This is a genomic window from Kineococcus radiotolerans SRS30216 = ATCC BAA-149, assembly GCF_000017305.1.
Taxonomy (GTDB): domain Bacteria; phylum Actinomycetota; class Actinomycetes; order Actinomycetales; family Kineococcaceae; genus Kineococcus; species Kineococcus radiotolerans.
On sequence record NC_009664.2, the window covers coordinates 861,566 to 884,565 of the forward strand.

General features: G+C 74.9%; 20 protein-coding genes and 3 tRNA genes. 10 read left to right on the top strand and 13 right to left on the bottom strand.

Annotated elements, in window-relative coordinates; genetic code table 11:
- Positions 1 to 59: 59 nt before the first annotated feature.
- On the bottom strand, positions 60 to 1,190 hold the full coding sequence (locus tag KRAD_RS04245) for a D-alanine--D-alanine ligase family protein (protein ID WP_012084286.1): 1,131 nt from the start codon (positions 1,188 to 1,190) through the stop codon (positions 60 to 62).
- Between the two features lie 38 nt (positions 1,191 to 1,228).
- On the opposite strand from KRAD_RS04245, the gene KRAD_RS04250 reads away from it, so the two are divergent.
- Positions 1,229 to 2,449, top strand: coding sequence for a trans-sulfuration enzyme family protein (locus KRAD_RS04250; protein WP_012084287.1), 1,221 nt, complete (start codon positions 1,229 to 1,231; stop codon positions 2,447 to 2,449).
- Between the two features lie 141 nt (positions 2,450 to 2,590).
- Complete coding sequence (locus KRAD_RS04255; RefSeq protein WP_041292642.1) at positions 2,591 to 4,120, top strand: helix-turn-helix domain-containing protein; 1,530 nt, start codon at positions 2,591 to 2,593, stop codon at positions 4,118 to 4,120.
- Between the two features lie 114 nt (positions 4,121 to 4,234).
- On the opposite strand, the gene KRAD_RS04260 is transcribed toward KRAD_RS04255, so the two are convergent.
- The 3 genes from KRAD_RS04260 to leuC all read right to left on the bottom strand — a co-directional run bounded on the left by KRAD_RS04260 (position 4,235) and on the right by leuC (position 7,123).
- Positions 4,235 to 4,774, bottom strand: a complete 540-nt coding sequence (locus tag KRAD_RS04260) for an HU family DNA-binding protein (protein ID WP_012084289.1) — start codon at positions 4,772 to 4,774, stop codon at positions 4,235 to 4,237.
- A gap of 298 nt (positions 4,775 to 5,072) precedes the next feature.
- On the bottom strand, positions 5,073 to 5,678 hold the full coding sequence (gene leuD / locus KRAD_RS04265; protein WP_012084290.1) for a 3-isopropylmalate dehydratase small subunit: 606 nt from the start codon (positions 5,676 to 5,678) through the stop codon (positions 5,073 to 5,075).
- A gap of 11 nt (positions 5,679 to 5,689) precedes the next feature.
- The gene (gene leuC / locus KRAD_RS04270; RefSeq protein WP_012084291.1) at positions 5,690 to 7,123 is read right to left on the bottom strand and encodes a 3-isopropylmalate dehydratase large subunit; all 1,434 of its coding nucleotides are present in this window, start codon (positions 7,121 to 7,123) and stop codon (positions 5,690 to 5,692) included.
- A gap of 51 nt (positions 7,124 to 7,174) precedes the next feature.
- Between leuC and KRAD_RS04275 the strand changes: the two genes are divergently transcribed.
- Complete coding sequence (locus tag KRAD_RS04275; protein WP_012084292.1) at positions 7,175 to 7,891, top strand: IclR family transcriptional regulator; 717 nt, start codon at positions 7,175 to 7,177, stop codon at positions 7,889 to 7,891.
- Positions 7,892 to 7,971: 80 nt separating this feature from the next.
- Here the strand turns inward: KRAD_RS04275 and KRAD_RS04280 are convergent.
- The 4 genes from KRAD_RS04280 to gltX all read right to left on the bottom strand — a co-directional run bounded on the left by KRAD_RS04280 (position 7,972) and on the right by gltX (position 9,947).
- Positions 7,972 to 8,044 (bottom strand) — tRNA-Glu (locus KRAD_RS04280).
- 45 nt (positions 8,045 to 8,089) lie between these two features.
- A tRNA-Glu gene (locus KRAD_RS04285) sits at positions 8,090 to 8,162 on the bottom strand.
- Between the two features lie 88 nt (positions 8,163 to 8,250).
- Positions 8,251 to 8,322 (bottom strand) — tRNA-Gln (locus KRAD_RS04290).
- 119 nt (positions 8,323 to 8,441) lie between these two features.
- Entirely contained in the window at positions 8,442 to 9,947 is a 1,506-nt protein-coding gene (gene gltX / locus KRAD_RS04295) for a glutamate--tRNA ligase (protein WP_012084293.1), read from the bottom strand.
- Positions 9,948 to 10,117: 170 nt separating this feature from the next.
- Between gltX and KRAD_RS04300 the strand changes: the two genes are divergently transcribed.
- A complete protein-coding gene (locus tag KRAD_RS04300) occupies positions 10,118 to 10,762 on the top strand; it encodes a hypothetical protein (RefSeq protein WP_012084294.1) in 645 nt (214 codons plus the stop codon).
- Positions 10,763 to 10,765: 3 nt separating this feature from the next.
- Here KRAD_RS04300 and KRAD_RS04305 read toward each other — a convergent pair whose 3' ends face one another.
- From KRAD_RS04305 to KRAD_RS04315, 3 genes are all read right to left on the bottom strand, one after another.
- Complete coding sequence (locus tag KRAD_RS04305) at positions 10,766 to 11,569, bottom strand: fumarylacetoacetate hydrolase family protein (protein WP_012084295.1); 804 nt, start codon at positions 11,567 to 11,569, stop codon at positions 10,766 to 10,768.
- Between the two features lie 32 nt (positions 11,570 to 11,601).
- Positions 11,602 to 12,726: a branched-chain amino acid aminotransferase gene (locus KRAD_RS04310; RefSeq protein WP_012084296.1), complete on the bottom strand. Its 1,125-nt coding sequence runs from the start codon at positions 12,724 to 12,726 to the stop codon at positions 11,602 to 11,604.
- Between the two features lie 71 nt (positions 12,727 to 12,797).
- Entirely contained in the window at positions 12,798 to 13,844 is a 1,047-nt protein-coding gene (locus KRAD_RS04315; protein WP_041292644.1) for a 3-isopropylmalate dehydrogenase, read from the bottom strand.
- A gap of 147 nt (positions 13,845 to 13,991) precedes the next feature.
- Here KRAD_RS04315 and KRAD_RS04320 point away from each other — a divergent pair, with 147 nt between their 5' ends.
- The 6 genes from KRAD_RS04320 (at position 13,992) to KRAD_RS23935 (ending at position 20,305) form a co-directional block, all read left to right on the top strand.
- Entirely contained in the window at positions 13,992 to 15,176 is a 1,185-nt protein-coding gene (locus KRAD_RS04320; RefSeq protein ID WP_012084298.1) for a sensor histidine kinase, read from the top strand.
- A 31-nt stretch (positions 15,177 to 15,207) separates the two neighbouring features.
- On the top strand, positions 15,208 to 15,927 hold the full coding sequence (locus KRAD_RS04325) for a response regulator transcription factor (RefSeq protein ID WP_041292646.1): 720 nt from the start codon (positions 15,208 to 15,210) through the stop codon (positions 15,925 to 15,927).
- Between the two features lie 170 nt (positions 15,928 to 16,097).
- On the top strand, positions 16,098 to 16,874 hold the full coding sequence (locus KRAD_RS04330) for an ABC transporter ATP-binding protein (protein ID WP_012084300.1): 777 nt from the start codon (positions 16,098 to 16,100) through the stop codon (positions 16,872 to 16,874).
- Between the two features lie 3 nt (positions 16,875 to 16,877).
- Positions 16,878 to 19,418: an ABC transporter permease gene (locus tag KRAD_RS04335; RefSeq protein ID WP_012084301.1), complete on the top strand. Its 2,541-nt coding sequence runs from the start codon at positions 16,878 to 16,880 to the stop codon at positions 19,416 to 19,418.
- Positions 19,419 to 19,436: 18 nt separating this feature from the next.
- The gene (locus KRAD_RS04340; protein WP_041291894.1) at positions 19,437 to 19,742 is read left to right on the top strand and encodes an antibiotic biosynthesis monooxygenase family protein; all 306 of its coding nucleotides are present in this window, start codon (positions 19,437 to 19,439) and stop codon (positions 19,740 to 19,742) included.
- Positions 19,742 to 20,305 (top strand): hypothetical protein, encoded by a 564-nt coding sequence (locus tag KRAD_RS23935; protein ID WP_012084303.1) that lies wholly within the window; start codon positions 19,742 to 19,744, stop codon positions 20,303 to 20,305. The genes KRAD_RS04340 and KRAD_RS23935 overlap by 1 nt, the downstream gene beginning before the upstream one ends.
- Here the strand turns inward: KRAD_RS23935 and KRAD_RS04350 are convergent.
- Complete coding sequence (locus KRAD_RS04350; protein ID WP_012084304.1) at positions 20,302 to 21,612, bottom strand: LLM class flavin-dependent oxidoreductase; 1,311 nt, start codon at positions 21,610 to 21,612, stop codon at positions 20,302 to 20,304. The genes KRAD_RS23935 and KRAD_RS04350 overlap by 4 nt on opposite strands.
- Position 21,613: 1 nt before the next feature.
- Positions 21,614 to 22,939 (bottom strand): O-acetylhomoserine aminocarboxypropyltransferase/cysteine synthase family protein, encoded by a 1,326-nt coding sequence (locus tag KRAD_RS04355; protein ID WP_012084305.1) that lies wholly within the window; start codon positions 22,937 to 22,939, stop codon positions 21,614 to 21,616.
- Positions 22,940 to 23,000: the final 61 nt, after the last annotated feature.

Genomic DNA, 23,000 nt, shown 5'->3' on the forward strand with positions numbered 1-23,000 from the left:
AGATCCTCGCGCCTGCGCGCCGCGCCCGCCCGCCGGGACGCCGCCCGCCGGACGGGACCTCAGCGCAGGCCGGTGGGGCGGCGCAGCGCGAGCTGGATCAGCCGGTGCACGAGCTCGGGGTAGTCGACGCCGGTGGCCGCCCACATCCGCGGGTACATCGAGAACGGCGTGAACCCGGGCATGGTGTTGATCTCGTTGACCACGATGCCGTCCTCCCCCCGGGCGGGGTCGACGAAGAGGTCGACGCGGGCCAGGCCCTCGGCCCCCATGGCCTCGAAGACCCGCACCGCGGTGCGGCGCACGGCGGCGACGACGTCGTCGGGCAGGTCCGCGGGGCAGGTCAGCCGCACGTTGCCGGAGTCGAGGTACTTGGCCTCGAAGTCGTAGAAGTCGTGGCCGCCGACGACCTCGACCTCCCCGGGCAGGCTCGTCAGCGGTTCCCCGCCGTCGAGGTCCTCCAGGACCCCGCACTCGATCTCCCGGCCGACCAGCGCCGCCTCGACGACGACCTTCGGGTCGTGCGAGACGGCCTCGGCCACCGCGGCGGCCAGGCCCTCGCGGGAGGTGACACGGGTGATCCCGATGCTGGAGCCCGCGCGGGCGGGCTTGACGAAGACCGGGTACCCGAGGGCCTCCACCTCGGCGACGACGCCGTCGCGGTCGGTGTCCCAGCGGCGGGCGCGGAAGGAGGTCCAGGGCCCCACGGGCAGGCCCTGCCCGGCCAGCAGCAGCTTCATGACCTGCTTGTCCATGCCCGCCGCCGAGGCCAGCACCCCGGACCCGACGTAGCGGGTGTCGGAGAGCTCCAGCAGCCCCTGCAGGGTGCCGTCCTCGCCGAAGGGCCCGTGCAGCAGCGGCAGCACGACGTCGACCTCGCCGAGCTCGGCGAGCGCCGGGGCGCCGGGGGCGCCGCCGAGGCGCTGCAGCGCCTTCGTGTCCACGTCGAGGGGCAGCCCGACGGGCGTGCCGGTCGCGGGCACCTCGGGCAGGGCCCCGTCGGTGAGCTCGAACCGGGCGGGGTCCTCCACGAGCACCCACCGCCCCGTGGTGGTGATGCCGATCGGCACGACGTCGTAGACGTCGCCGTCGAGGGCCGCGAGCACGCCCGCGGCGGTCACGCAGCTGATGGCGTGCTCGGAGGATCGGCCGCCGAAGACGACGGCGACGCGGGGCTTGGGCTGGCTGCTCATCGGCGCAGACCCTACCCGCGGTGTGGTTGGGTTCCTGCGTGCCCGAGAACCTGCCCGCGGACGTGTCCGAGAACACCCCGCAGAACGCCCCGCTGTCCCCCGCCACCCTGGCCGTGGTCTCCGGCCGTCCCCCGCGCGGTCTCGACAGCGAGCTGAACACCCCCGTCTCGCTGTCCGCCACGTTCGTCGGCGGCGGGTCGCTGGGGGCGGCCGAGCTCGGCTACGGCCGGTTCGCGAACCCGACCTGGGCCGCGCTGGAGACCGCGATCGGCGACCTGGAGGGGGGCCGGGCGCTGGCCTTCGCCTCCGGCATGGCCGCCGTCGCCGCGGCGCTGCACCTGGTCCCGGCCGAGGGGACCGTCCTGGTGCCCCACGGGGCCTACAACGGCACCCACTCCCTCAGCGGCCTGCTCAGCACCCAGGGCCGCCTCGCCGTGCAGCCGGTGGACATCACCGACCTCGACGCCGTGCGCACGGCGCTGGGCGCGCTGAGCGGGCCGGTGCTGCTGTGGCTGGAGTCGCCGACCAACCCGCTGCTGGAGGTGGCCGACATCGCCGCCCTGGCCGCGCTGGGCCACGAGCACGGGGCGACGGTGGTGGTGGACAACACCTTCGCGACCCCGCTGCTGCAGCGGCCGCTGGAACTGGGCGCCGACGTCGTCGTGCACTCGGTGACGAAGTTCCTCTCCGGCCACTCCGACGTCGTCCTGGGCGCGGCGGTCGCCCGCGACGAGGCGGTCCTGACCGCGCTGAAGGCGCACCGGACCTTCCACGGGGCCATCCCCGGGCCGATGGAGGCGTTCCTGGCCCTGCGCGGGATCCGCACGCTGCCGCTGCGGCTGGAGCGCTCGCAGGCCTCCGCCGCCGACCTGGCCCGCCGGCTGCTCGCGCACCCCGCGGTGACCCGGGTGCGCCACCCCTCCCTGCCCGACGACCCCGGCCACGCCCTGGCCGCCGCGCAGATGGCGGGCTTCGGGGCGCTGGTCTCCATCGAGGTGGTCGGGGGCGCGGCGGGGGCGGACGCTGTCGTGGACGCGGTGCGGCTGTGGGTGCCCGCGACCAGCCTGGGCGGGGTGGAGTCGCTGGTGGAGCGCCGCCGCCGGCACGGCAACGAACCCGTCGTCGTCCCGGAGGACCTGCTGCGGCTCTCCGTGGGCGTGGAGGACGTGGAGGACCTCTGGCGGGACCTGGCCCGGGCCCTGGACCGCGCGCTGGCCCACGCCCCGGGGTCCGGCGGGGGCGCGGCGGGAACCGCCTGAGGGACGCGCGCGTCGGACCACCGGGAACACCCCGGGCCCGCGCCGCGCTGCACCGAGCGCGACACGCCCGGGACCTCCCGGTGGTCCGGCCTTATCTCATCTGTGAGATACGGTGCCCGCATGGCAGTCTCCACCGAGCAGATGACGCCCAGCAGCGACCACCTGTCGCAGATCGGCGCCCTCATCCGCGACGCCCGCAAGCACCGGGGTCTCACCCAGGTCCAGCTCGCGGAACGCCTGGGCACGTCCCAGAGCGCCGTCCACCGCATGGAACAGGGGCAGCAGAACGTCTCGATCGACATGCTGCAGCGCGTCGGTCACGCCCTCCAGGACGACATCGTGTCCATCGGGCGGCCCAGCCCGACGCACCTGCGCGTCCACGGCGGGGTGAAGCTCTCGGGCAGCATCGCCGTGAAGTCCAGCAAGAACGCCGGGGTGGCCCTGCTGTGCGCCGCGCTGCTCAACAAGGGCCGCACGACGTTGCGCGGGGTGGCGCGGATCCTGGAGATCCACCGCATCCTCGACGTGCTGGCCAGCATCGGCGTCCGCTACGAGTGGGTCAACGAGGCCGACCTCGTCCTCGACGTGCCGACCGAGCTGGACCTGGACGCGATGGACGGCGAGACCGCGCGCCGCACCCGCAGCATCATCATGATGCTCGGCCCGCTGCTGCACCGCTACGACGAGTTCGCGCTGCCCTACGCCGGCGGTTGCGACCTCGGCACCCGCACCGTCGAGCCGCACATGGTCGCCCTGCGCCCCTTCGGGTTGTCCATCACCGCCACGACCGGCTACTACCACGCGACGGTCGACCAGACCGTGTCCCCGCAGCGCCCCATCGTCCTGACCGAGCGCGGCGACACCGTGACCGAGAACGCCCTCATGGCGGCGGCCCGGGTCGAGGGCGTCACCACGATCCGCAACGCCAGCCCGAACTACATGGTCCAGGACCTCTGCTTCTTCCTGGAGCAGCTGGGCGTGCGGATCGACGGGATCGGCACCACGACCCTCGTCGTGCACGGCGTCAAGGACATCTCCGTCGACGTCGACTACGCCCCCTCCGAGGACCCGGTGGAGGCGATGAGCCTGCTGACCGCGGCGATCATCACCCACTCCGAGCTCACCGTGACCCGCGCCCCGATCGAGTTCCTCGAGATCGAGCTGGCGATCCTGTCCGAGATGGGCCTGGAGTACGACCTCACCCCGGAGTACACCGCCGCGAACGGGCGCACCCGCCTGGTGGACATCACGGTGCACCCCTCGGAGCTCAAGGCCCCGATCGACAAGATCCACCCGATGCCGTTCCCGGGCCTGAACATCGACAACCTGCCGTTCTTCGCCGTCATCGCGGCGAGCGCGGAGGGGTCGACCACGGTGCACGACTGGGTCTACGACAACCGGGCGATCTACCTCACCGAGCTCAACCGGCTGGGGGCGCGGGTGAAGCTGCTCGACCCGCACCGCGTGCTGGTGGAGGGCCCGACGCGCTGGTCGGGGGCGGAGGTGCTCTGCCCGCCGGCCCTGCGCCCGGCCGTGGTGGTGCTGCTGGCGATGCTGGCGGCCAAGGGGACCTCCGTCCTGCGCAACGTGGACATCATCGCCCGCGGCTACGAGCAGCTGGCCGAGCGGCTGACCCCGCTGGGCGCGCAGATCGAGACCTTCCGCGACTGAGGTCGCCCACCGGCCCGGGAGCACCCGGGCCGGACGGCAGGAGGCCCCCGCACCGTCGAGGTGCGGGGCCTCCTGCGCGTGCGGGCCCGGGCGGGACCGCGGGAACCGCGCGGTTCAGGCCTTCTTGGCGACCCGCCGGGTCGTGGTGGCCGTCTTGGCCGGCGCCGCCTTCCGGGCGGTGGTGGTGCTCGTGGTGCGGGCCGGCGGGGCGGCCTTCTTGGCCGTGGCCGTGCTCGTGCGGGCCGGGGCGGCCTTCACGGGAGCGGTCCGGGCCGGGGCCGCCTTGCGCGCCGCCGGGGTCGCGGCGGCCTTCTTGGCCGGGGCCGCGGCGGGGCCGGCGGTGCGCTCCTTGACCTCGGCCTGGAAGGCGCGCAGCGCCTTGGTGTCGGAGACGATCTCCTTGAAGGCGGTGCCGGGGCGGAAGCGGGGCACGGAGGTCTTCTTGATCTTGACGGCCTCGCCGGTGCGGGGGTTGCGTCCGGTGCGGGCGTTGCGGGCCTGCTTCTCGAAGGTGCCGAAGCCGCTGATGGCGACCTTGTCGCCCTTGGCGACGGTGAGCTGGATGAGCTCCACGACCGCCTCGACGGCCGACACGGCCTGCTTGCGGCCGCCGAGACGCGCCTCGAGCGCGTCCACCATCTCTGCCTTGTTCACGGGGCTCCTCCTGGGGGGTTCGGATCGTCCGGGCCGAGCAGGAGCCCGACGGGGAAACGGTACGACCGACCACCACCGGAGTCCACCACCGGTGGGGCGGCGATTCGTTGCGCCGCAGCACACCTCGCCGCCGCGACCGCGGCGGGGCCTGCGCCGCAGGGCGTCCGCGCCCCGGCGACCGGGTCGCCGTGCCCGCGGTCGCGGTCGCGCGGATGTCGTTGCCGCACAACGGGTCCGGACGCAGAACGGCCCCGGTCCCGCTGCGCCGCAGCGGGAATCCGGGGCCGTCCGGGAGGGCTCAGGCCGACGGCGCCAGCGGCGTCGTGGTGGGCTTGAACGAGGGGCGACGGGCTTCGAAGTCGGTGATCGCGTCGGCGTGGCGCAGGGTGAGGCCGATGTCGTCCAGCCCCTCCACGAGGCGCCAACGCACGTAGTCGTCGACCTCGAAGGGGGCGGTGAAGTCGTCGACCTGCACGATCCGCTCGATGAGGTCGACCGTCACCTCCGTCCCCGGGTGGGCCTCCAGCGCCTTCCAGATGAGGTCGATGTCGCTCTGGGCCACGACGGCGGCGAGCAGCCCCTGCTTGCCGGCGTTGCCGCGGAAGATGTCGCCGAAGCGCGGCGCCAGGACGGCCCGGAAACCGTAGTCGCGCAGGGCCCACACGGCGTGCTCCCGGCTGGAGCCGGTGCCGAAGTCCTGCCCGGCCACCAGCACCGAACCCGGGCGGTACGGCTCCTGGTTGAGCACGAAGCCGGGGTCCTTGCGCCAGCCCGCGAACAGGGCGTCCTCGAAACCGGTCTTGGTGACCCGCTTGAGGTAGACGGCGGGGATGATCTGGTCGGTGTCGACGTCGGTGCGGCGCATCGGGACCCCGACGCCGCGGTGGACGGAGAACTTCTCCACGGGGGCTCCTCTCAGACGTTCGTGGGGACGGGGGGTTCGAGGTCGGCCGGGGAGCTCAGGGTGCCCCGCACGGCCGTCGCGGCCGCCACCAGCGGGCTCACCAGGTGGGTGCGCCCGCCCTTGCCCTGGCGGCCCTCGAAGTTGCGGTTGGACGTCGAGGCGCAGCGCTCCCCCGGCGCGAGCTGGTCGGGGTTCATGCCCAGGCACATCGAGCAGCCCGCGAACCGCCAGTCGGCGCCGAACTCCTTGAAGACGGTGTCGATCCCCTCGGCCTCGGCCTGCAGGCGCACCTTGGCCGACCCGGGGACGACCATGACGCGCACCGAGTCGGCCTTCCTGCGCCCGCGCACGACGTCGGCCGCCGCGCGCAGGTCCTCGATGCGGCTGTTGGTGCAGGAGCCGATGAAGACGGTGTCGACGGCGATGTCGCGCATCGGCGTCCCGCCCTCCAGGCCCATGTACTCCAGGGCGCGCTCGACGCCCTGGCGCACCCCGTCGTCGCCGATGCGCTCGGGCTCGGGGACCGAGCCCGACAGCGGGACGCCCTGGCCGGGGTTGGTGCCCCAGGTGACGAAGGGTTCCAGCGCACTGCCGTCGAGGACGACCTCGGCGTCGAACTCGGCGTCGTCGTCGGTGCGCAGGGTCCGCCAGTACTCCACGGCCGCGTCCCAGTCGGCGCCCTGCGGGGCGTGCGGGCGGCCCTCGAGGTAGGCGAAGGTCGTCTCGTCGGGGGCGACCATCCCGGCCCGCGCCCCGGCCTCGATCGACATGTTGCAGATCGTCATCCGCCCCTCCATGGAGAGGTTGCGGATGGCCTCGCCGCGGTACTCCAGGACGTAGCCCTGCCCGCCGCCGGTGCCGATCTCGGCGATCACGGCGAGGATGACGTCCTTGGCGGTGGTCCCGGGCTTCAGCGTCCCGTCGACCGTGATCGCCATCGTCTTGAACGGCTTCAGCGGCAGCGTCTGGGTGGCCAGGACGTGCTCGACCTCGCTGGTGCCGATGCCCATGCCCAGGGAGCCGAAGGCGCCGTGGGTGGAGGTGTGGGAGTCCCCGCAGACGACCGTCATGCCGGGCTGGGTGAGGCCCAGCTGCGGGCCGACGACGTGCACGATGCCCTGCTCGGCGTCGCCGAGGGGGTGCAGCCGGACGCCGAACTCCGCGCAGTTCTCGCGCAGCGTCTGCAGCTGCTTGGCCGAGGTCTTGTCCTCCAGCAGCGACAGCGGGCGGTCGATGTCGACGGTGGGGGTGTTGTGGTCCTCGGTGGCGATGGTGAGGTCGAGGCGGCGCACCGGGCGACCGGCGGCCCGCAGCCCGTCGAAGGCCTGCGGGCTGGTGACCTCGTGGACGAGGTGGAGGTCGATGTAGAGCAGGTCGGGTTCGCCGTCCTGCCCCTTGCGGACGACGTGGTCGTCCCAGACCTTCTCCGCCAGCGTGCGCGCCATGTCCAGCTCCCCTCACTTGCGTCTCACGATTTGAGACGCCAGTATCGCTCCGTGGACAAGAGTAGCGGAGTCGGCGTGCTCGACAAGGCCGTCCGGGTGCTGGGCGCCCTGGAGGCCGGCCCGGCGAGCCTCGCGCAGCTGGTGACGGCCACCGGCCTCTCCCGCCCCACCGCGCACCGGCTGGCCGTCGCGCTGGAGCACCACCGCCTGGTGAGCCGGGACCTGCGGGGCCGCTTCGTCCTCGGCGAGCGCCACGCCGAGTGGGCGGCCGCGGCCGGGGAGGACCGGCTGGTGGCGGTGGCGGGGCCGCTGCTGGGCGCCCTGCGCGACGCCACGGGCGAGAGCGCCCAGCTCTACCGCCGCCACGGAGACCACCGGGTCTGCATCGCCGTGGCCGAGCGGCTGCACGGCCTGCGCGACACCGTCCCCGTGGGGGCCTCGATGACGATGAACGCCGGGTCCGCGGCCCAGGTGCTCCTGGCCTGGGACGACCCCGAGCGCCTCTCCGTGGAGCTCGTGGGCGCCCGCTTCGACGCCGCCGCCCTCTCCGGGGTCCGCCGGCGCGGCTGGGCGCACTCCAGCGGTGAGCGCGAGGCCGGGGTGGCCTCGGTGAGCGCGCCCGTCCGCGGCCCCTCCGGGCGCGTGCTCGCGGCCGTGTCGGTGTCCGGGCCCGCCGAGCGCTTCGGGCGCCACCCGGGCCGCCGGCACGCCGACGCGGTGCTCGCCACCGCCGCCGCCTTCACCGCCGCCCTCGCCCCGCAGAACTGACCCCCCCCGCTCGGCGCGCGGTCCCCCGGGGGCGGGGACGACGAAGGCCCCCGGTCCAGTGGACCGGGGGCCTTCACCTGTAGCCCCGACGGGATTCGAACCCGCGCTACCGCCGTGAGAGGGCGGCGTGCTAGGCCGCTACACAACGGGGCCCTAGCGCCGAAGGCTCCGCGTCGTACGACGAGGATCTTCGATCTGTAGCCCCGACGGGATTCGAACCCGCGCTACCGCCGTGAGAGGGCGGCGTGCTAGGCCGCTACACAACGGGGCCCTAGCTTGCTGTTCCGTTCCCGGAACCGTCACCGCGGAGTCTAAGTCGTGGAGCGGAGTGCTCGGGACCTTCGACATCGCGATGAGCGCTGGGGTACCAGGACTCGAACCTAGACTAACTGAACCAGAATCAGTCGTGCTGCCAATTACACCATACCCCACGGTGTTCTCCCCGGCCGGCGTACCGCCCGAGCGAGATGACTGTATCGGGTGCGTGCCCTGCATCCCAAATCGGCACCCCACCGCCCGGCCTGAGCGGACGGGGGGCACCGAACAGGGGTCAGAGCGTGGCGCGCAGCCGGCGCAGCCGGGCCAGCGAGGACTCCCGGCCGAGGATCTCCATGGACTCGAACAGCGGCGGCGACACCCGGCGGCCGGTGACGGCGGTGCGCAGCGGGGCGAAGGCGAACTTGGGCTTGACCCCCAGGCCCTCCACCACGGCCGCGCGCAGCGCCGCCTCCAGGTCCGCGGTCGTCCAGCCCGTCAGGGCCTCCAGGGCGGCGAGGGAGGCGTCCAGCACGTCGGCCGCCTCCGGCCGCAGCGCCGCCGTCGCGTCCGGCTCCAGCACCACGTCCCCGTCCGCGACGAAGAGGAACCCCAGCATCCCGGGGGCCTGCCCCAGCAGGGTCATGCGCTCCTGCACCAGCGGCGCCGCCGCGGCCAGCCGCTCCAGCTGCTCGGGCGAGGGCTGCGCGGGCAGCACGCCGGCCGCCTGCAGGTACGGCACGAGGCGCCCGCGGAAGTCCTCCGGGGCCAGCAGCCGCAGGTGCGCGGCGTTGATCGCCTCGGCCTTGGCCACGTCGAAGCGCGCGGGCGAGGCGTTGACGTCGGCCACGTCGAAGGCGGCCACCATCTCCTCGACGCTGAAGACGTCGCGGTCCTCGGAGATCCCCCAGCCCAGCAGCGCGAGGTAGTTGAGCAGGCCCTCGCGGATGAACCCGCGGTCGCGGTGGTGGAAGAGGTTGGACTCCGGGTCCCGCTTGGACAGCTTCTTGCTGCCCTCGCCCGTGACGTAGGGCAGGTGCCCGAACAGGGGCACCGCCTGCGAGACGCCGATGTCGACCAGCGCCTCGTGCAGCGCGATCTGGCGCGGGGTGGAGGACAGCAGGTCCTCCCCCCGCAGGACGTGGGTGATCCCCATGAGCGCGTCGTCGACGGGGTTCACCAGCGTGTAGAGGGGGTCGCCGTTGGCGCGGACCAGCACCGGGTCGGGGAAGGAGCCGGCCTTGAACTCGATGCGCCCGCGCACCACGTCGTCGAAGGAGTAGTCCCGGCCCTCCGGCAGCCGCAGCCGCAGCGTGGGCTCGCGCCCCTCGGCGCGGAACGCGGCGACCTGCTCGGGGGTCAGGTCGCGGTCGAACCCGTCGTAACCCAGGACCTTGGGGCGGCCGGCCGCCTCGTGGCGGGCCTCGATCTCCTCGGCGGTGGAGAAGGACTCGTAGAGGTGCCCGGCCTCGCGCAGCCGGCGCACGACGTCGTCGTAGACCGGGCGGCGCAGGCTCTGGCGGTAGGGCTCGTGGGGGCCACCGACGCCGATGCCCTCGTCCCAGTCCAGCCCCAGCCAGTCCAGCGCGTCGAGGATCTGGGCGTAGCTCTCCTCGCTGTCGCGGGCGGCGTCGGTGTCCTCGATGCGGAAGACGAAGGTGCCGCCGGTGTGACGGGCGTGGGCCCAGTTGAACAGGGCCGTCCGGATCAGGCCGACGTGCGGCGTCCCGGTGGGCGAGGGGCAAAAGCGGACACGGACGGGCGAGGTGCCCGGGGCGGGGGGTGCGGCGATGTCAGTCATGGCCCGCCCAGCCTATTCGGGCGTACGGGTCGACGGCCCTGCATCCACCCGGGTGGTTGCGCAGAGTCACTGGTAGGCCGTCCGGGTGGCGGGGCCGGTCACCCTGCGTCACGCGTGTCAGCGTTCTCGCACCAGCCCCCGCTCCCCCGCCGCCCCCTCCGGAGGACCCCGTGACCCGCCCCCCGCTCCGCCTCGCCGCCGCCGCGCTGCTGCTCCCGCTGGCGGGTCTGACCGCCTGCGGCTCCGTGCAGGCCGCTGCCGGTCCGCTCGTGTCGGGCACCACCCCCACGCCGACCGCGACGGCCACCGCGACCCCGGCCCCCGTCCCCGTCGAGCCCGTCGTCAACGACCTCGCGCTGGGCTCGGCCCACCACGAGCTGCGGGCCGGCGGCATGAGCCTCGCCGTGGACTACTGGTCCACCCTCGACATGGCCGGGTGGACCGCCGGCGCCGCGAAGCCGGTGCAGCTCGCCGCCACCGTCACCGGCCCGAACCTGGGCACGGGCAAGAAGCAGCAGAAGGCCTACATCAGCACCTTCAGCGTGACCTCCTCGGCCGTCGCCGCCGACGGCACGGTCACCCCGCCGACCACCGTGCAGGACGTCTCGCGCCAGGCGCCCGGCTACCTCGCCATGGCCCCGTACGCGTACTCCACGTCGTTCGTCGTGCCGGCCGTCCCCGAGGGCACCCGCAGCGTCGAACTGCTCATCACCTACGACGTGCTCGAGCAGAGCGCGCCCGGGGCGGGCGACTACTCCAAGCAGACCGCCACGGACACCCTCACGATCGCGATCACCCCGCCCGCCGGGAGCTGAGGCTCAGCCGCGCTCGGGTGCGGCGAACGTCGTGGAGAGGACCCCGAGCCCCTCGATCTCGACCTCGACGCGCTGACCGGCCCGGACCGGGCCGACTCCCGCGGGGGTCCCGGTGAGGATGACGTCGCCGGGCAGCAGCGTCATGGCCGAGGAGACGTGGGCGACGATCGCGGCGACGTCGTGGACCATGAGCGAGGTCCGGCCGTCCTGGACGACCTCGACCTCCTCGCCGGTGATGCGCCGGGTCTCGATGCGCAGGTCGGAGGGGTCGAGGTCGGTCTCGATCCACGGCCCGATCGGGGTGAACCCGTCGGCGCCCTTCGCCCGCCACCACTGCTGGTCCGGGCCCTGCAGCGAGCGGGCCGTGATGTCGTTGGCGACCGTGTACCCGAAGACGACCTCGGGCACGCGCTCCACCGGGACGTCCTTGCACAGGCGGCGGATCACCACGGCCAGCTCGCCCTCGTAGTGCAGCTCCTCCCCCGCCCAGGCCGGGATCACCAGCGGGTCCCCCGGTCCGGCCACGGAGGTGTTCGGGACGGTGAAGACCAGGGGTTCCGCCGGGACCTCGTTGCCGAGCTCCGCCGCGTGCGCGGCGTAGTTGCGCCCGATCCCCAGCACCTTCGAGCGCGGGATCACCGGGGCCAGCAGCCGCGCGTCGGCCAGCGGCACGCGCTCGCCGGTCGGGCTCAGCGGCGTGAAGAGCGGGTCACCGGCGACGACGACGACCTCCTCCTCGCCCGGGGCGCCCTCGACGACGCCGTAGCGCGGGTCGGAACCGCTGGAGGAGAACCTGGCGATGCGCATGGCGTCACCCTAGTGCGCGCCGGAGGAGGCCCTCAGACGAGGCGGTGCAGCCAGCCGTGGGTGTCCTCGGCGCGGCCGTACTGGATGTCCAGCAGCCGCTCGCGGATCGCCAGGGTGACCTCCCCGGCCTGCCCGGTGCCGTGGGAGAGTTCCCCGTCGGCGGAGACCAGCTTGCCCACCGGGGTCACGGCAGCCGCTGTGCCGCAGGCGAACACCTCGGTGATCCGGCCCGAGGCCACGCCCTCGCGCCACTCGTCGATGCTGACCCGGCGCTCGCGGACCTCGTGCCCGAGGTCCGCGGCGAGCTCCACGATGGAGGCGCGGGTGATCCCCTCCAGGATGGTGCCGGTCAGCTCCGGGGTGACGATGCTGCCGTCGTCGTGGACGAAGTAGAGGTTCATCCCGCCGAGCTCCTCGACGTAGCGCTGCTCGGCGGCGTCGAGGAAGCAGACCTGGTCGCAGCCGTGCGCGCCGGCTTCCTCCTGGGCGACGAGGCTGGCGGCGTAGTTGCCGCCGCACTTGGCCGACCCGGTGCCGCCCAGGGAGGCGCGGGTGTAGTTCTGCGACAGCCAGATCGAGACGGGCTTCACCCCGCCGGGGAAGTAGCTGCCGGCCGGGGAGGCGATGACGAGGAACTTCACCTCGTGCGCGGCGCGGACCCCGAGGAAGGCCTCGGTGGCGACCATGAACGGCCGCAGGTACAGCGAGGACTCCCCGCCGCTGGGCACCCACGCCTCGTCGGTGCGCACGAGCTGGGTGACGGCCTCGAGGAAGGCGTCCTCCCCGAGCTCGGGCAGGGCCAGGCGACGGGCCGAGCGCGCCATCCGGGCCGCGTTGGCCCGCGGGCGGAACGTCCAGACGCTGCCGTCGGCGTGCCGGTAGGCCTTCAGGCCCTCGAAGACCTCCTGGGCGTAGTGCAGCACCGCCGCCGCGGGGTCGAGCTGGAGGGGCCCGTAGGGGACGACGGCCGCGTCGTGCCAGCCGGTGCCCCGCGTCCACGTCGCGACGGCCATGTGGTCGGTGAAGAACCTCCCGAACCCGGGGGCCGCCAGGATCTCGGCCCGGCGCTCCGCCGCCACGGGCGCGGCCGACGGCCTGACGGGGAACGTCAGCGGGGCGGCGGACCCGGTGGTGGTGGCGGTCGTCGTGGCGCTCATGCGCGGTCTCCTCCTGGCCTGGCGGTGGTGGGTCGACGGTACCCCGGGCGCGGGCGCCGGGACCGGGCGGTTCAGCCGACGGCGGCGGCCAGCGCGTCGCCCACCGCGGACGTGCTCCGGGTCCCGACCTCCCCGGTGGCCCGGCGGGCCAGGTCGGCGGCGACGGCGGCCTCGACGCGGGCGGCGAGGTCGTCCCGGCCCAGGTGCGCGAGGAGCAGGGAGACCGACAGCACCGCGGCCGTCGGGTCGGCGATCTGCTGCCCGGCGATGTCGGGGGCGGACCCGTGGACGGGTTCGAACATGCTCGGGGTGGTCCGGTCGGGGTTGACGTTGCCCGAGGCGGCCAGCCCGATGCCGCCGGTCACCGCGGCGGCGAGGTCGGTGAGGATGTCGCCGAAGAGGTTGTCGGTGACGATCACGTCGAACCGGGCCGGGTCGGTGACCAGGAAGATCGTCGCCGCGTCGACGTGCAGGTAGTCGACGGCCACGTCGGGGAACTCCGCCCCGACGGCCTCGACGGTGCGCCGCCACAGGTGGCCGGCGTGCACCAGCACGTTGTGCTTGTGGACGAGGGTGAGCTTGCGGCGCGGGCGCGCGGCGGCGCGGGCGAAGGCGTCGCGCACGACGCGCTCCACGCCGAAGGCGGTGTTGACGCTGACCTCGGTGGCGATCTCCTGGGGGGTGCCGACGCGCAGGGCGCCGCCGTTGCCGACGTAGGGGCCCTCGGTGCCCTCGCGCACGACGACGAAGTCGATCTCGCCGGGGTCGCCCAGCGGGCTGGGCACGCCGGGGTGGAGCTTGGAGGGGCGCAGGTTGACGTGGTGGTCGAGGGCGAAGCGCAGCTTCAGCAGGAGACCGCGCTCGAGGACGCCGCTGGGGACGCTGGGGTCGCCGACGGCGCCGAGCAGGATCGCGTCGTGCCCGCGCAGCTCCTCGAGGACGCTGTCGGGGAGGGTCTCGCCGGTGCGGTGGTAGAGCCGGGCGCCGAGGTCGTACTCGGTGGTGGCGACCCGCCCGCCCCCGCCGAGCACCGCGGTGAGGACCTTGAGGGCCTCGACCGTCACCTCCTGGCCGATGCCGTCGCCGGGGATGACCGCGAGCCTCAGGGTGTCCACCATGCGCGCGAGGGTAGCCGAGGCCCGCCCCCGGACGTCCGGCATGCGGTCACCGCGTCTCGAGGGGTGGACACCTCCACCCGTGGGAGGACCCCGCGGGTCGTCCTGCGGTCCGACGACCGCGACCGCGGGGATCCCTACGCTGGGACCGTGCCGAGGGAACCCGCGCTGGACGTCTTCGACCGCCTCGTGGGGTGGGCGCGGGCCAACAGCCTGCTCCTCGACGCCCTCGGCGCGCTGGTGCTCGCCGCGCTCGCCGGGCTCTTCAGCGCCGCCGACAGCGTCGGCGGGGGGACGTTCGCCGGGTTCGTGGGCCTGGCGATGTGCCTGCCCCTGGCCGTGCGGCGCCGCTTCCCCGAGGTCTCCGGCGCCCTGGTGGCCTTCTTTGGCCTCCTCCAGGTCCTCGCGCCCTCGCCGTCGTTCGGGAACGTCGCCGTGCTCGTCGCGGTCTACTCCCTGGCCGCCTACGCCCGGCGCTGGGCCTCCCTCGGCGGGCTGGCCCTCGGGCTGTTCGGCGCGCCCCTGTGCTCGCTGCGGTTCTTCGGCACCAGCGGGGTGGCCTCGGTGGTGGTGGCCGCGATGTTCATCGGCGTCATGGTCCTGGCCTCCTGGGCGCTGGGCAGCCTGCGCCGGGCGAGCCGGCAGAACGAGCTCGCCCTCGTCGAGCGCGCCCGGCTGCTGGAGGTCGAGCGGGAGAACGAGTCCCGCCTCGCCGCCACCGCCGAGCGCCAGCGCATCGCCCGCGAGATGCACGACGTCGTGGCGCACTCCCTGTCGGTGATCATCGCCCAGGCCGACGGGGGGCGCTACGCCGCGGGCGCGGACCCGGCCGTGGCGGTGCGGGTCCTCGAGACCATCTCCGGCACCGGGCGGCAGGCGCTGAGCGACATGCGCAACCTGCTCGGGGTGCTGCGCCAGGGCCCGGGCGACGAGCGCGCCCCCCAGCCGGACGCGCGGATGATCCCCGACCTCGTCGAGCAGGTCCGGGCCAGCGGGCTGGAGGTCGACACCGAGGTGGTCGGGCGGGCGCGCGACCTGCCGCCCGCGATCGGCCTGGCCGCCTACCGGATCGTGCAGGAGTCCCTGACCAACGTCCTCAAGCACGCCGGGCCCCGGGCCCGCACCCACGTCGTGGTCCGCTGGGACGACGACGCGCTGCGCCTCGGCGTCGAGGACGACGGGCGGGGCGCGGCGGCCATGCTGCAGCCCAGCCCGGGCGGGCAGGGCCTGGTGGGGATGGCCGAGCGCGCCCGCCTGCACGGGGGGTCGGTGGCGTCGGGTCCGCGCCCCGGCGGGGGTTTCACCGTGCGGGCGACCCTTCCCTACAGTTCCTGACGTGACAGTTCCCGACGTGACCGAACCCGCGATGAGCCCGATCCGCGTCGTCCTCGTCGACGACCAGCAACTCGTCCGCGCCGGGTTCCGCATGGTCCTGGACTCCCAGCCGGACCTGCAGGTCGTCGCGGAGGCCTCCGACGGCGCCGACGCCGTGCGGGTCGTCGCCGCGACCCCGTGCGACGTGGTCCTGATGGACGTCCGCATGCCGGGCCTCGACGGCATCGAGGCGACCCGGCGCATCACCGGCAGCGGCACCGCCGGGGCCGGTCCCGACGCGGGCGCGCCCAAGGTCGTCGTGCTGACCACCTTCGACCTCGACGAGTACGTCGTGGCCGCCATCGGCGCCGGGGCCAGCGGGTTCCTGCTCAAGGACGCGCCCCCCGAGGAACTCCTCGCCGCCGTGCGCACCGTGCACTCCGGTGACGCGGTCATCGCCGCGAGCTCGACCCGCAGGTTGCTGCAGCACGTGGGGCCGATGCTGCGCGCCGGGGCCGCGAGCCCGGCGGCCGCCGCGCAGGGGGTCCCCGCGGACCTGACCCCCCGCGAGCTGGAGGTCCTGGAGTGCATGGCGCACGGGTTGTCCAACGGTGAGATCGCGGCCCGGTTCGTCGTCTCGGAGGCGACGGTGAAGACCCACGTCGGGCGGGTGCTGGCCAAGACGCGCTCGCGCGACCGCGTCCAGGCCGTCGTGCTCGCCTACGCGGCCGGTCTCGTCCAGCCCGGGGACGTGCTGCGCGACGCCCGCTGAGCACGGGCGGCCCGGCCCCGGGCCGCCCGTCGTCCACCCACGGGATGACCCCCGGGGTCGTCCTCCCCCGCTGGTCCCACACCCGGGATCCCCTCCGGGCCCGACGCCGCGGGCGCCGCCGCTCCCTAGCGTCGGAGGCGTCAGGAACGCCTGCGACCGGGGAGAACACCGTGCCAGAACCCAGCCACCGCGCCACCGTGGCGCAGACCGTCCGAGACGCCGCGCACCCCGCGGTGCGCGCGGTCGGGCTGCGCAAGACCTACGGCCGCGGCGACGCCGTCGTGCACGCCCTCGCCGGGGTGGACGTGGAGTTCACCCGTGGGGAGTTCACCGCCATCATGGGTCCCTCCGGGTCCGGCAAGTCCACGCTCATGCACTGCCTCGCCGGGCTGGACACCGCCTCCGCGGGCCGGGTGTTCCTGGGCGAGACCGAGCTGACCGCCCTCAAGGACGCCGAGCTCACGCGGCTGCGCCGCGAGCGCATCGGCTTCGTCTTCCAGAGCTTCAACCTCCTGCCCGTCCTCGACGCCGCGGAGAACATGCTGCTGCCGCTGCGGCTGGCCGGGCGCGAACCGGACCCCGCCTGGCGCGAGGACGTGGTGCGCCGGCTGGGGCTGAGCGACCGCCTCACCCACAAGCCCCACGAGCTCTCCGGGGGCCAGCAGCAGCGCGTCGCGGTGGCGCGGGCCCTGCTCCCGCGACCGGACGTGGTGTTCGCCGACGAACCCACCGGGAACCTCGACTCCCGCGCCGGCGCGGAGGTCCTCAGCCTGCTGCGCGGCAGCGTGCGCGAGTTCGGCCAGACCGTCGTCATGGTCACCCACGACCCGGTGGCCGCCAGCTACGCCGACCGCGTCGTCCTCATCGCCGACGGCGGTCTGGCGGGTGGGCTGACCAGCCCCACGCCCGACGACGTCATCGACGCCCTGCGCACCCTGGGGGCCTGAACCGTGCTCCGGGTGACCCTGGCCCAGTTGCGCGCCCACGGCGCGCGCGTCGTCGCCTCCTGCCTCGCGATCGTCATCGCGGTGGGTTTCGTCGTGGCGACCCTGTCCCTGAACGCCACCGCGAAGGCCGGTGTGCTGCAGGCCGTCGGCGCGCAGTTCGTCACCAGCGACGTGGTGGTCTCCGACGAGGACCCCTACGACGGGGTCGATCCGCTGCCCGCCCTGGAACCGGTCCTGGCCGGCCTGCCCGGGGTCGCCGCGGTCTCCGCGGACCGCTCGACGTTCGTCGAGGTCCGCCTGCCCGACCGCACCGGTGCCACCTCGGCGCAGGCCGAGAGCGTGGGCACCTCCGCGCGGCTGCAGTGGCACCGGCTGAGCGCGGGCCGGCTGCCGCGCACGGCCGGGGAGGTCGCCGTCTCCGACCGGGTGGAGGTCGCGCCGGGAGCGGTCCTCTCCCTCACCCACCACCCCCTCCCCGCCCCCGGTGCGCAGGAGGCACCGGCCCCCGTCACCGAGCAGGTCACCGTCGTGGGGACGGTCGACCTGGGCGGTGACCCGCGGGCCGGTCTGGTGCCGCGGTTGTTCGCCACCGACGAGGCGCTGGTCCCCTGGGGCGCCACCTCCCCCGAACGCCTGCGCCTCGCCGCCACCCCGGGGACGAGCGCGAGCTCCCTGCGGGACACCGTGTCCGAGGCCGTCGCCGCGGCGGGGAGCACCGGTGTCCCCGTCACCACCGGCGAGGAGTCCGCTCAGGCCGTGGCCGATGAGTTCACCGGCGACGCGCAGAGCATCACGACCGTCCTGCTGGCCTTCGGGGCCATCGCCGTCCTCGTCGCCGGGCTCGTCATCGCGAACACGTTCGCGGTCCTGCTGGCCCAGCGCACCCGGGAACTGGCGCTGCTGCGCTGCGTGGGGGCCGACCGCGGGCAGGTCGGGCGCAGCGTGCTCGGCGAGGCGGCCGCCGTCGGCCTGCTCGCCTCCCTCGCCGGGGTGGGCGCCGGGTCCGGGCTGGCCCACGCGGTCGCGGCGGTCGCGGGCCGGGTGGACTCCCCCGTTCCGCTGACCGACGTCGTCACCCCGGCCTCGGCCGTCGCCGTCGGGGTGGTGCTGGGCACGGCCGTGACCGTCGTGGCGGCCGCCGCCCCCGCCCGCGCCGCCACCCGCGTCGCCCCGCTGGCCGCCCTGCGCCCGATGAGCACCGCCCCGGTGCGCTCCCGCGCCGGGGTCCTGCGGCTGGTCGTGGGCCTGCTCGTCTTCGTCCCGGCCACCGCGGCCATGGTGCTCTCCGCCCGCAGCGGTGCGCTGCTGCCGGCCGTCGGCGCGGGCGCCGCGAGCTTCCTCGGGTTCCTGCTGCTGGCCCAGCGGCTGGTGCCCGCCGTCGTCGCCCTGGCGGGGCGGCCCTTCGCCCGCGCCGGCGGGGTGCCGGCCCGGCTGGCCGCCGGGAACGCCGTCCGCAACCCCCGGCGCACCGCGGCGACGGCCACCGCGCTCGTCATCGGCGTCACCCTGACCACGGCCATGGTGGTGGGGACCTCCTCCACGCGGGTCTCCGCGCTGCGGGGCATGGACGCCTCCTACCCCACCGACGTCGTGGTCACCGGCGCGGAACCGCTGCCGCCCGCGGCCGTCGCCGCGGTCCGCGGGGTGGGGGCGGTCCGGGGGCTGGCCCTCGTCGACGAGCTGCAGGTCGTCAGCACCGACGGCGCGACCGGGTTCGGGGTCGACGCCGTCGACCCGGCCGAGGCCGCGGGCGTGGTCCGTTCGCAGGGCCGTTCCCCGCTGCCGCGCGAGGGGGAGATCGTGCTCTCCGCGCTGGTGGCGGAGACGGCCGGGGTCGTCACCGGGGACCGGCTGACGCTGCGGGCCGACCCCGGGACGGGGGCCCCCGCGGCGGGGGGCGACGTGGCGTTCACCGTCGTGCTCGCCCCCGACACCCAGCAGCCGGCGGTGGTGACCGCCGCCGACGCCCGCCGCCTCGACGCGGACGTGCAGCCCACCGCCGCCTGGGTCCGGCTCGCGGACGGGGACTCCGAGGTCCAGGCCGCGGCCACCGACGAGATCTCCGAGGCGCTGGCGCAGGTCGTGCCCTCCAGCGACGTGCAGGGGATCGCCTCGCTGCGCAACTCCCTGGACGAGATCCTCACGACGATGCTGCTCATCGTCACGGGTCTGCTCGCGGTGGCCGTCGTCATCGCCCTCATCGGGGTCGGCAACACCCTGGCCCTGTCCGTCGTCGAACGCCGCCAGGAGTCCGGCCTGCTGCGCGCGCTGGGGCTGACCCGCCGGCAGCTGCGGGCGCTGCTGGCCTGGGAGGCGCTGCTGGTCGCCGGGGTCGCCGCCGTCCTCGGGGTGGCGCTCGGCACGGGGTACGGGCTGGCCGGGACGGTCTCGGTGCTCAGCGCCGAGATGCCCGTCGTGCTGGCCGTGCCGTGGGCGCAGGTCGCCGGGATCGTCGTGGTCGCCGCGCTCGCCGGGGTGCTCGCCTCGGTGCTGCCGGCGCGGCGCGCGGCCCGGACACCCCCGGTCGCCGCGATCGCGGACTGAGCCTGCCACCCTGGGGTCATGGCTGTGGTGAAGATCAACGCGATCGAGGTCCCCGAGGGCGGCGGGCCGGAGCTGGAGCGCCGCTTCGGCGCCCGGATGGGTGCGGTGGAGGGGACCCCGGGGTTCCTGGGGTTCGAGCTGCTGCGCCCGGTGGCGGGTGAGACCCGCTACTTCGTCTACACGAAGTGGGAGACGGAGGAGGCGTTCCAGGGCTGGGCGAACGGCGGCGCGAAGGCCGCGCACGCCGGCGAGCGGGCGAAACCGGTCGCCACCGGCGCCTCGCTGCTGGAGTTCGAGGTCGTCCTCGGCGCCGACCCCCGCTGATGCGCCTCGTCCGCGAGGGCGACGCCCCGGGAGCACCGGCCCTGGTGCTCCCGGGGGGCGGGGACGACGCCGACCGCGCCGTCCTGCGGGCCGTGGGCGAGGAGCTCCTCCACGCCGGCCACCGGGTCCTCCGCCTCGACTGGGACGGCCCGGCCCCCACCGCGCAGCAGGTCCCGGACCTGGTCCGGGTGCTGCTGCAGGACCTGCGTCCCGGCCTGGTCGTCGCGCAGTCGCTCACGACGCTGGGGCTGCCGGTCGTCGCCGGCTGCGGGCTCGCCGGGATCTGGCTGGCCCCGTGGCTGGACCACCCCGAGGTCGGCCTCGCGGCCGCCCGGTCGCACCCGCGCACCCTGCTCGTCGGCGGGACGGACGACCCCTCCTGGAACCGGACCCTGGCCCACGAGAGCGACCGCGAGGTGCTGGAGCTCGTGGGCGCCGACCGCTCCCTGGGGTTCCCGGGCGACGCCGCCGCGACCGCGGACGCGCGGGAACGGATCCGCTGCGGGGTGCGGGCCTTCCTAGCCGGGGGGCCCGGTCCCGCCCGCACCGCCGTCCCGGCCTAGAACTCGAAGAGGTTGCCGCGCAACCCGCCCCCGCCGTAGCCGGTGCGCAGGACCCCGCGCCGGCGCAGGACCGGGACGAGGTCGTCCAGGAACCGGTGCAGCGTCACCGGGTGCAGGTCCCCGGAGAGCAGGAACCCGTCGTTGCCGGCGTCCTCGCCGAACTCCTCGACGAGGTCGGCGAACTCCTCCGCCGTGCCCACCAGCCCGCCGCGGTCGGCGAGGCGGCCCTTGCGGGCCTTGCGCGCGAGCAGTTCCCGCAGCGGCGCGTCCGGGGTGTCCCCGCGCAGCGCGCCGATCGTGCCGAGGGAGACGTGGTCCCCGAACACCGCGGGGTCGAGGGGCGCGTCCAGCGGCAGGACCGTGAGGTCGGTCTCCAGGTCGCTGGACCAGGCGAGGGCGACCTCGCGCAGCACGGCCTCGGAGGGTTCCCGCGACGCCGCGACGATGCGGTCGGCCTCCTCCGGGCTGGCGACGAGTTCCGGTTTGACGACGAACAGGACCCGCAGGTCGGCGGGTTTCCGCCCGGCGAGGGCGGCCGCGTCGAGGACCTTCGCGCGGTAGCGCCGCACCTCCTCCACCCGCAGCGGGGCCAGCGCCAGCTGGACGTCGGAGCGCGACCCCGCGAAGGCCAGGCCCCGCGGCGAGCCGCCGGGCGAGACGAGCACCGGCTCGCCCCCGGCGAACGGCAGGGCGTTGAGCGGGCCGTCGAGGCGGAAGTGCTCCCCGCGGTGCTGGAACGCGTCGATGCGGGAACCGTCGGCGAAGTGCCCGCTCACCGGGTCCGCGACGAGGGCGTCGCTGTCCCAGCTGTGCCACAACCGGCGGACGACGTCGATCCACTCCTCCGCCCGGTCGTAGGCGACGTCGTGGGCGACGGGTTCGAGACCGACGTGGCGGGCGCTGCCGACGTCGGTGACGAGGTTGATCCCGAACCGGTCCCCGGACAGGTGCTGCAGGGTCGCGGCCTGGCGCGCGGCCAGGTAGGGCGGGGTGATCCCGGCGTTGACGGTGGGGACGACCCCGAGGTGCTGGGTGGCGGCGAACAGGTACGGCGCGAGCAGCAGCGGGTCGTGCTTGGGTCCGCCGTAGGCGGCGCGGACCCGCAGGTCGAGGGTGTCGGGGTTGCCCAGCGAGATCGCGTCCTCGATCACGACGAGGTCGAACCCGGCGCGCTCCAGGTCGCGGACGGCGTGGGCGTAGAGGTCCGGGCGGGTCCAGTCGTCGTTCCACGCCTGGTAGTCCCGGCCCCAGCCCTGCGGGCCGAAACCCCGGGAGAAGAAGTACCCGAAGTGCTGCGGGCGGCTCACCTCACACCCCCGCGGGGGTGGGGGCGGGCACCGCGGCGGCCAGCGCGGGGAGCAGGTCGGCGAGGAGGTCCTCGGGTTCCTCCAGCCCGATCGACAGCCGGACCAGACCGGGCCAGATGCCCGCCGCCAGCCGTTCCCCCTCGCTGCGGTGGGCGTGGGTGGTGCTGGCCGGGTGGATGACCAGCGAGCGGACGTCACCGACGTGGGTCATCCGGGTGAACAACCGCACCGCGTCGACGAACCGTTGCGCCGCGGGGCGTCCGCCCTCCAGGGTGAAGGAGAACACCGCCCCGCTCCCCCTCGGCAGCAGCCGGGCCGCGACGTCGTGCGACGCGTGGGAGGCGAGACCGGCGTGGTCGACGCTCGCCACCTCCGGGCGCGCCTGGAGCCACCGGGCCAGTTCCAGGGCCGTCGCGCTCTGCCGGGCGACGCGCAGCGACAGCGTCTCCAGACCCTGCTGGACGAGGAACGCGTTGAACGGCGAGATCGTCGGGCCCAGCCGCGAGGCCACCACCGCGCGGGTGTGCTCGACGTAGGCGCGCCGGGGCCCGAACCGCTCCACCCAACTGATCCCGCCCAGGACCCCCGCCGGGGCGGTCAGGTGCCCGAACCCGCTCCAGTCGAAGGCCTCGCGGGTGGTGGGGCCGGTGACCACCGCCCCCCCGAGCGCCGCGCCGTGACCGGCGAGGAACTTGCTGGCGGAGTGGACCACGACGTCCGCGCCGTGCTCCAGCGGCCGCAGCAGGTACGGGGTGGCGAAGGTGTTGTCCACGACGAGCGGGATGCCGTGCCGGTGGGCGACCGCCGCGACGGCGGGGACGTCGAGGACGACGGCCTTGGGGTTGGCGATCGACTCCGCGAAGAACGCCCGGGTGTCGGGGCGGACCCGCGCCTCCCAGGCCGCGGGGTCGCCGGTGTCGGGGACGAAGTCGACGGAGATGCCGAGGCGGCCGAAGTTGTCCAGGAGCAACCCGCGCGAACCCTCGTAGAGGTCGCCGGCCGCGACGACGTGGTCCCCGGCGCCGAGGATCCCCAGCAGGGCCACGGTGATCGCGGCCTGCCCGGTGCCGACGACGAGGGCGTCGGTGCCGCCCTCCAGGGTGGCGAGCCGGGTCTCGAGGGCGGCCGTCGTGGGGTTGCCCGTGCGGGTGTAGACGTAGCCGTCGTCCTCGCCGGCGAAGCGGGCGCGGGCCTGCTCGAAGTCGTCGAAGACGAAACCGGCCGTGAGGTGGACGGGGGTGATGCGGGCGCCGGTGGCCGGGTCGGGACCGGAACCGGCGTGGACCTGCTGGGTGGCGAAGCCGTGCGGGAACGGGACGTGCGTCATCGAGGGGACCTTCCGGGGGGCGGGGAGGGGGACGGGCGGGCGTTCAGGCCCGACAGGTCAT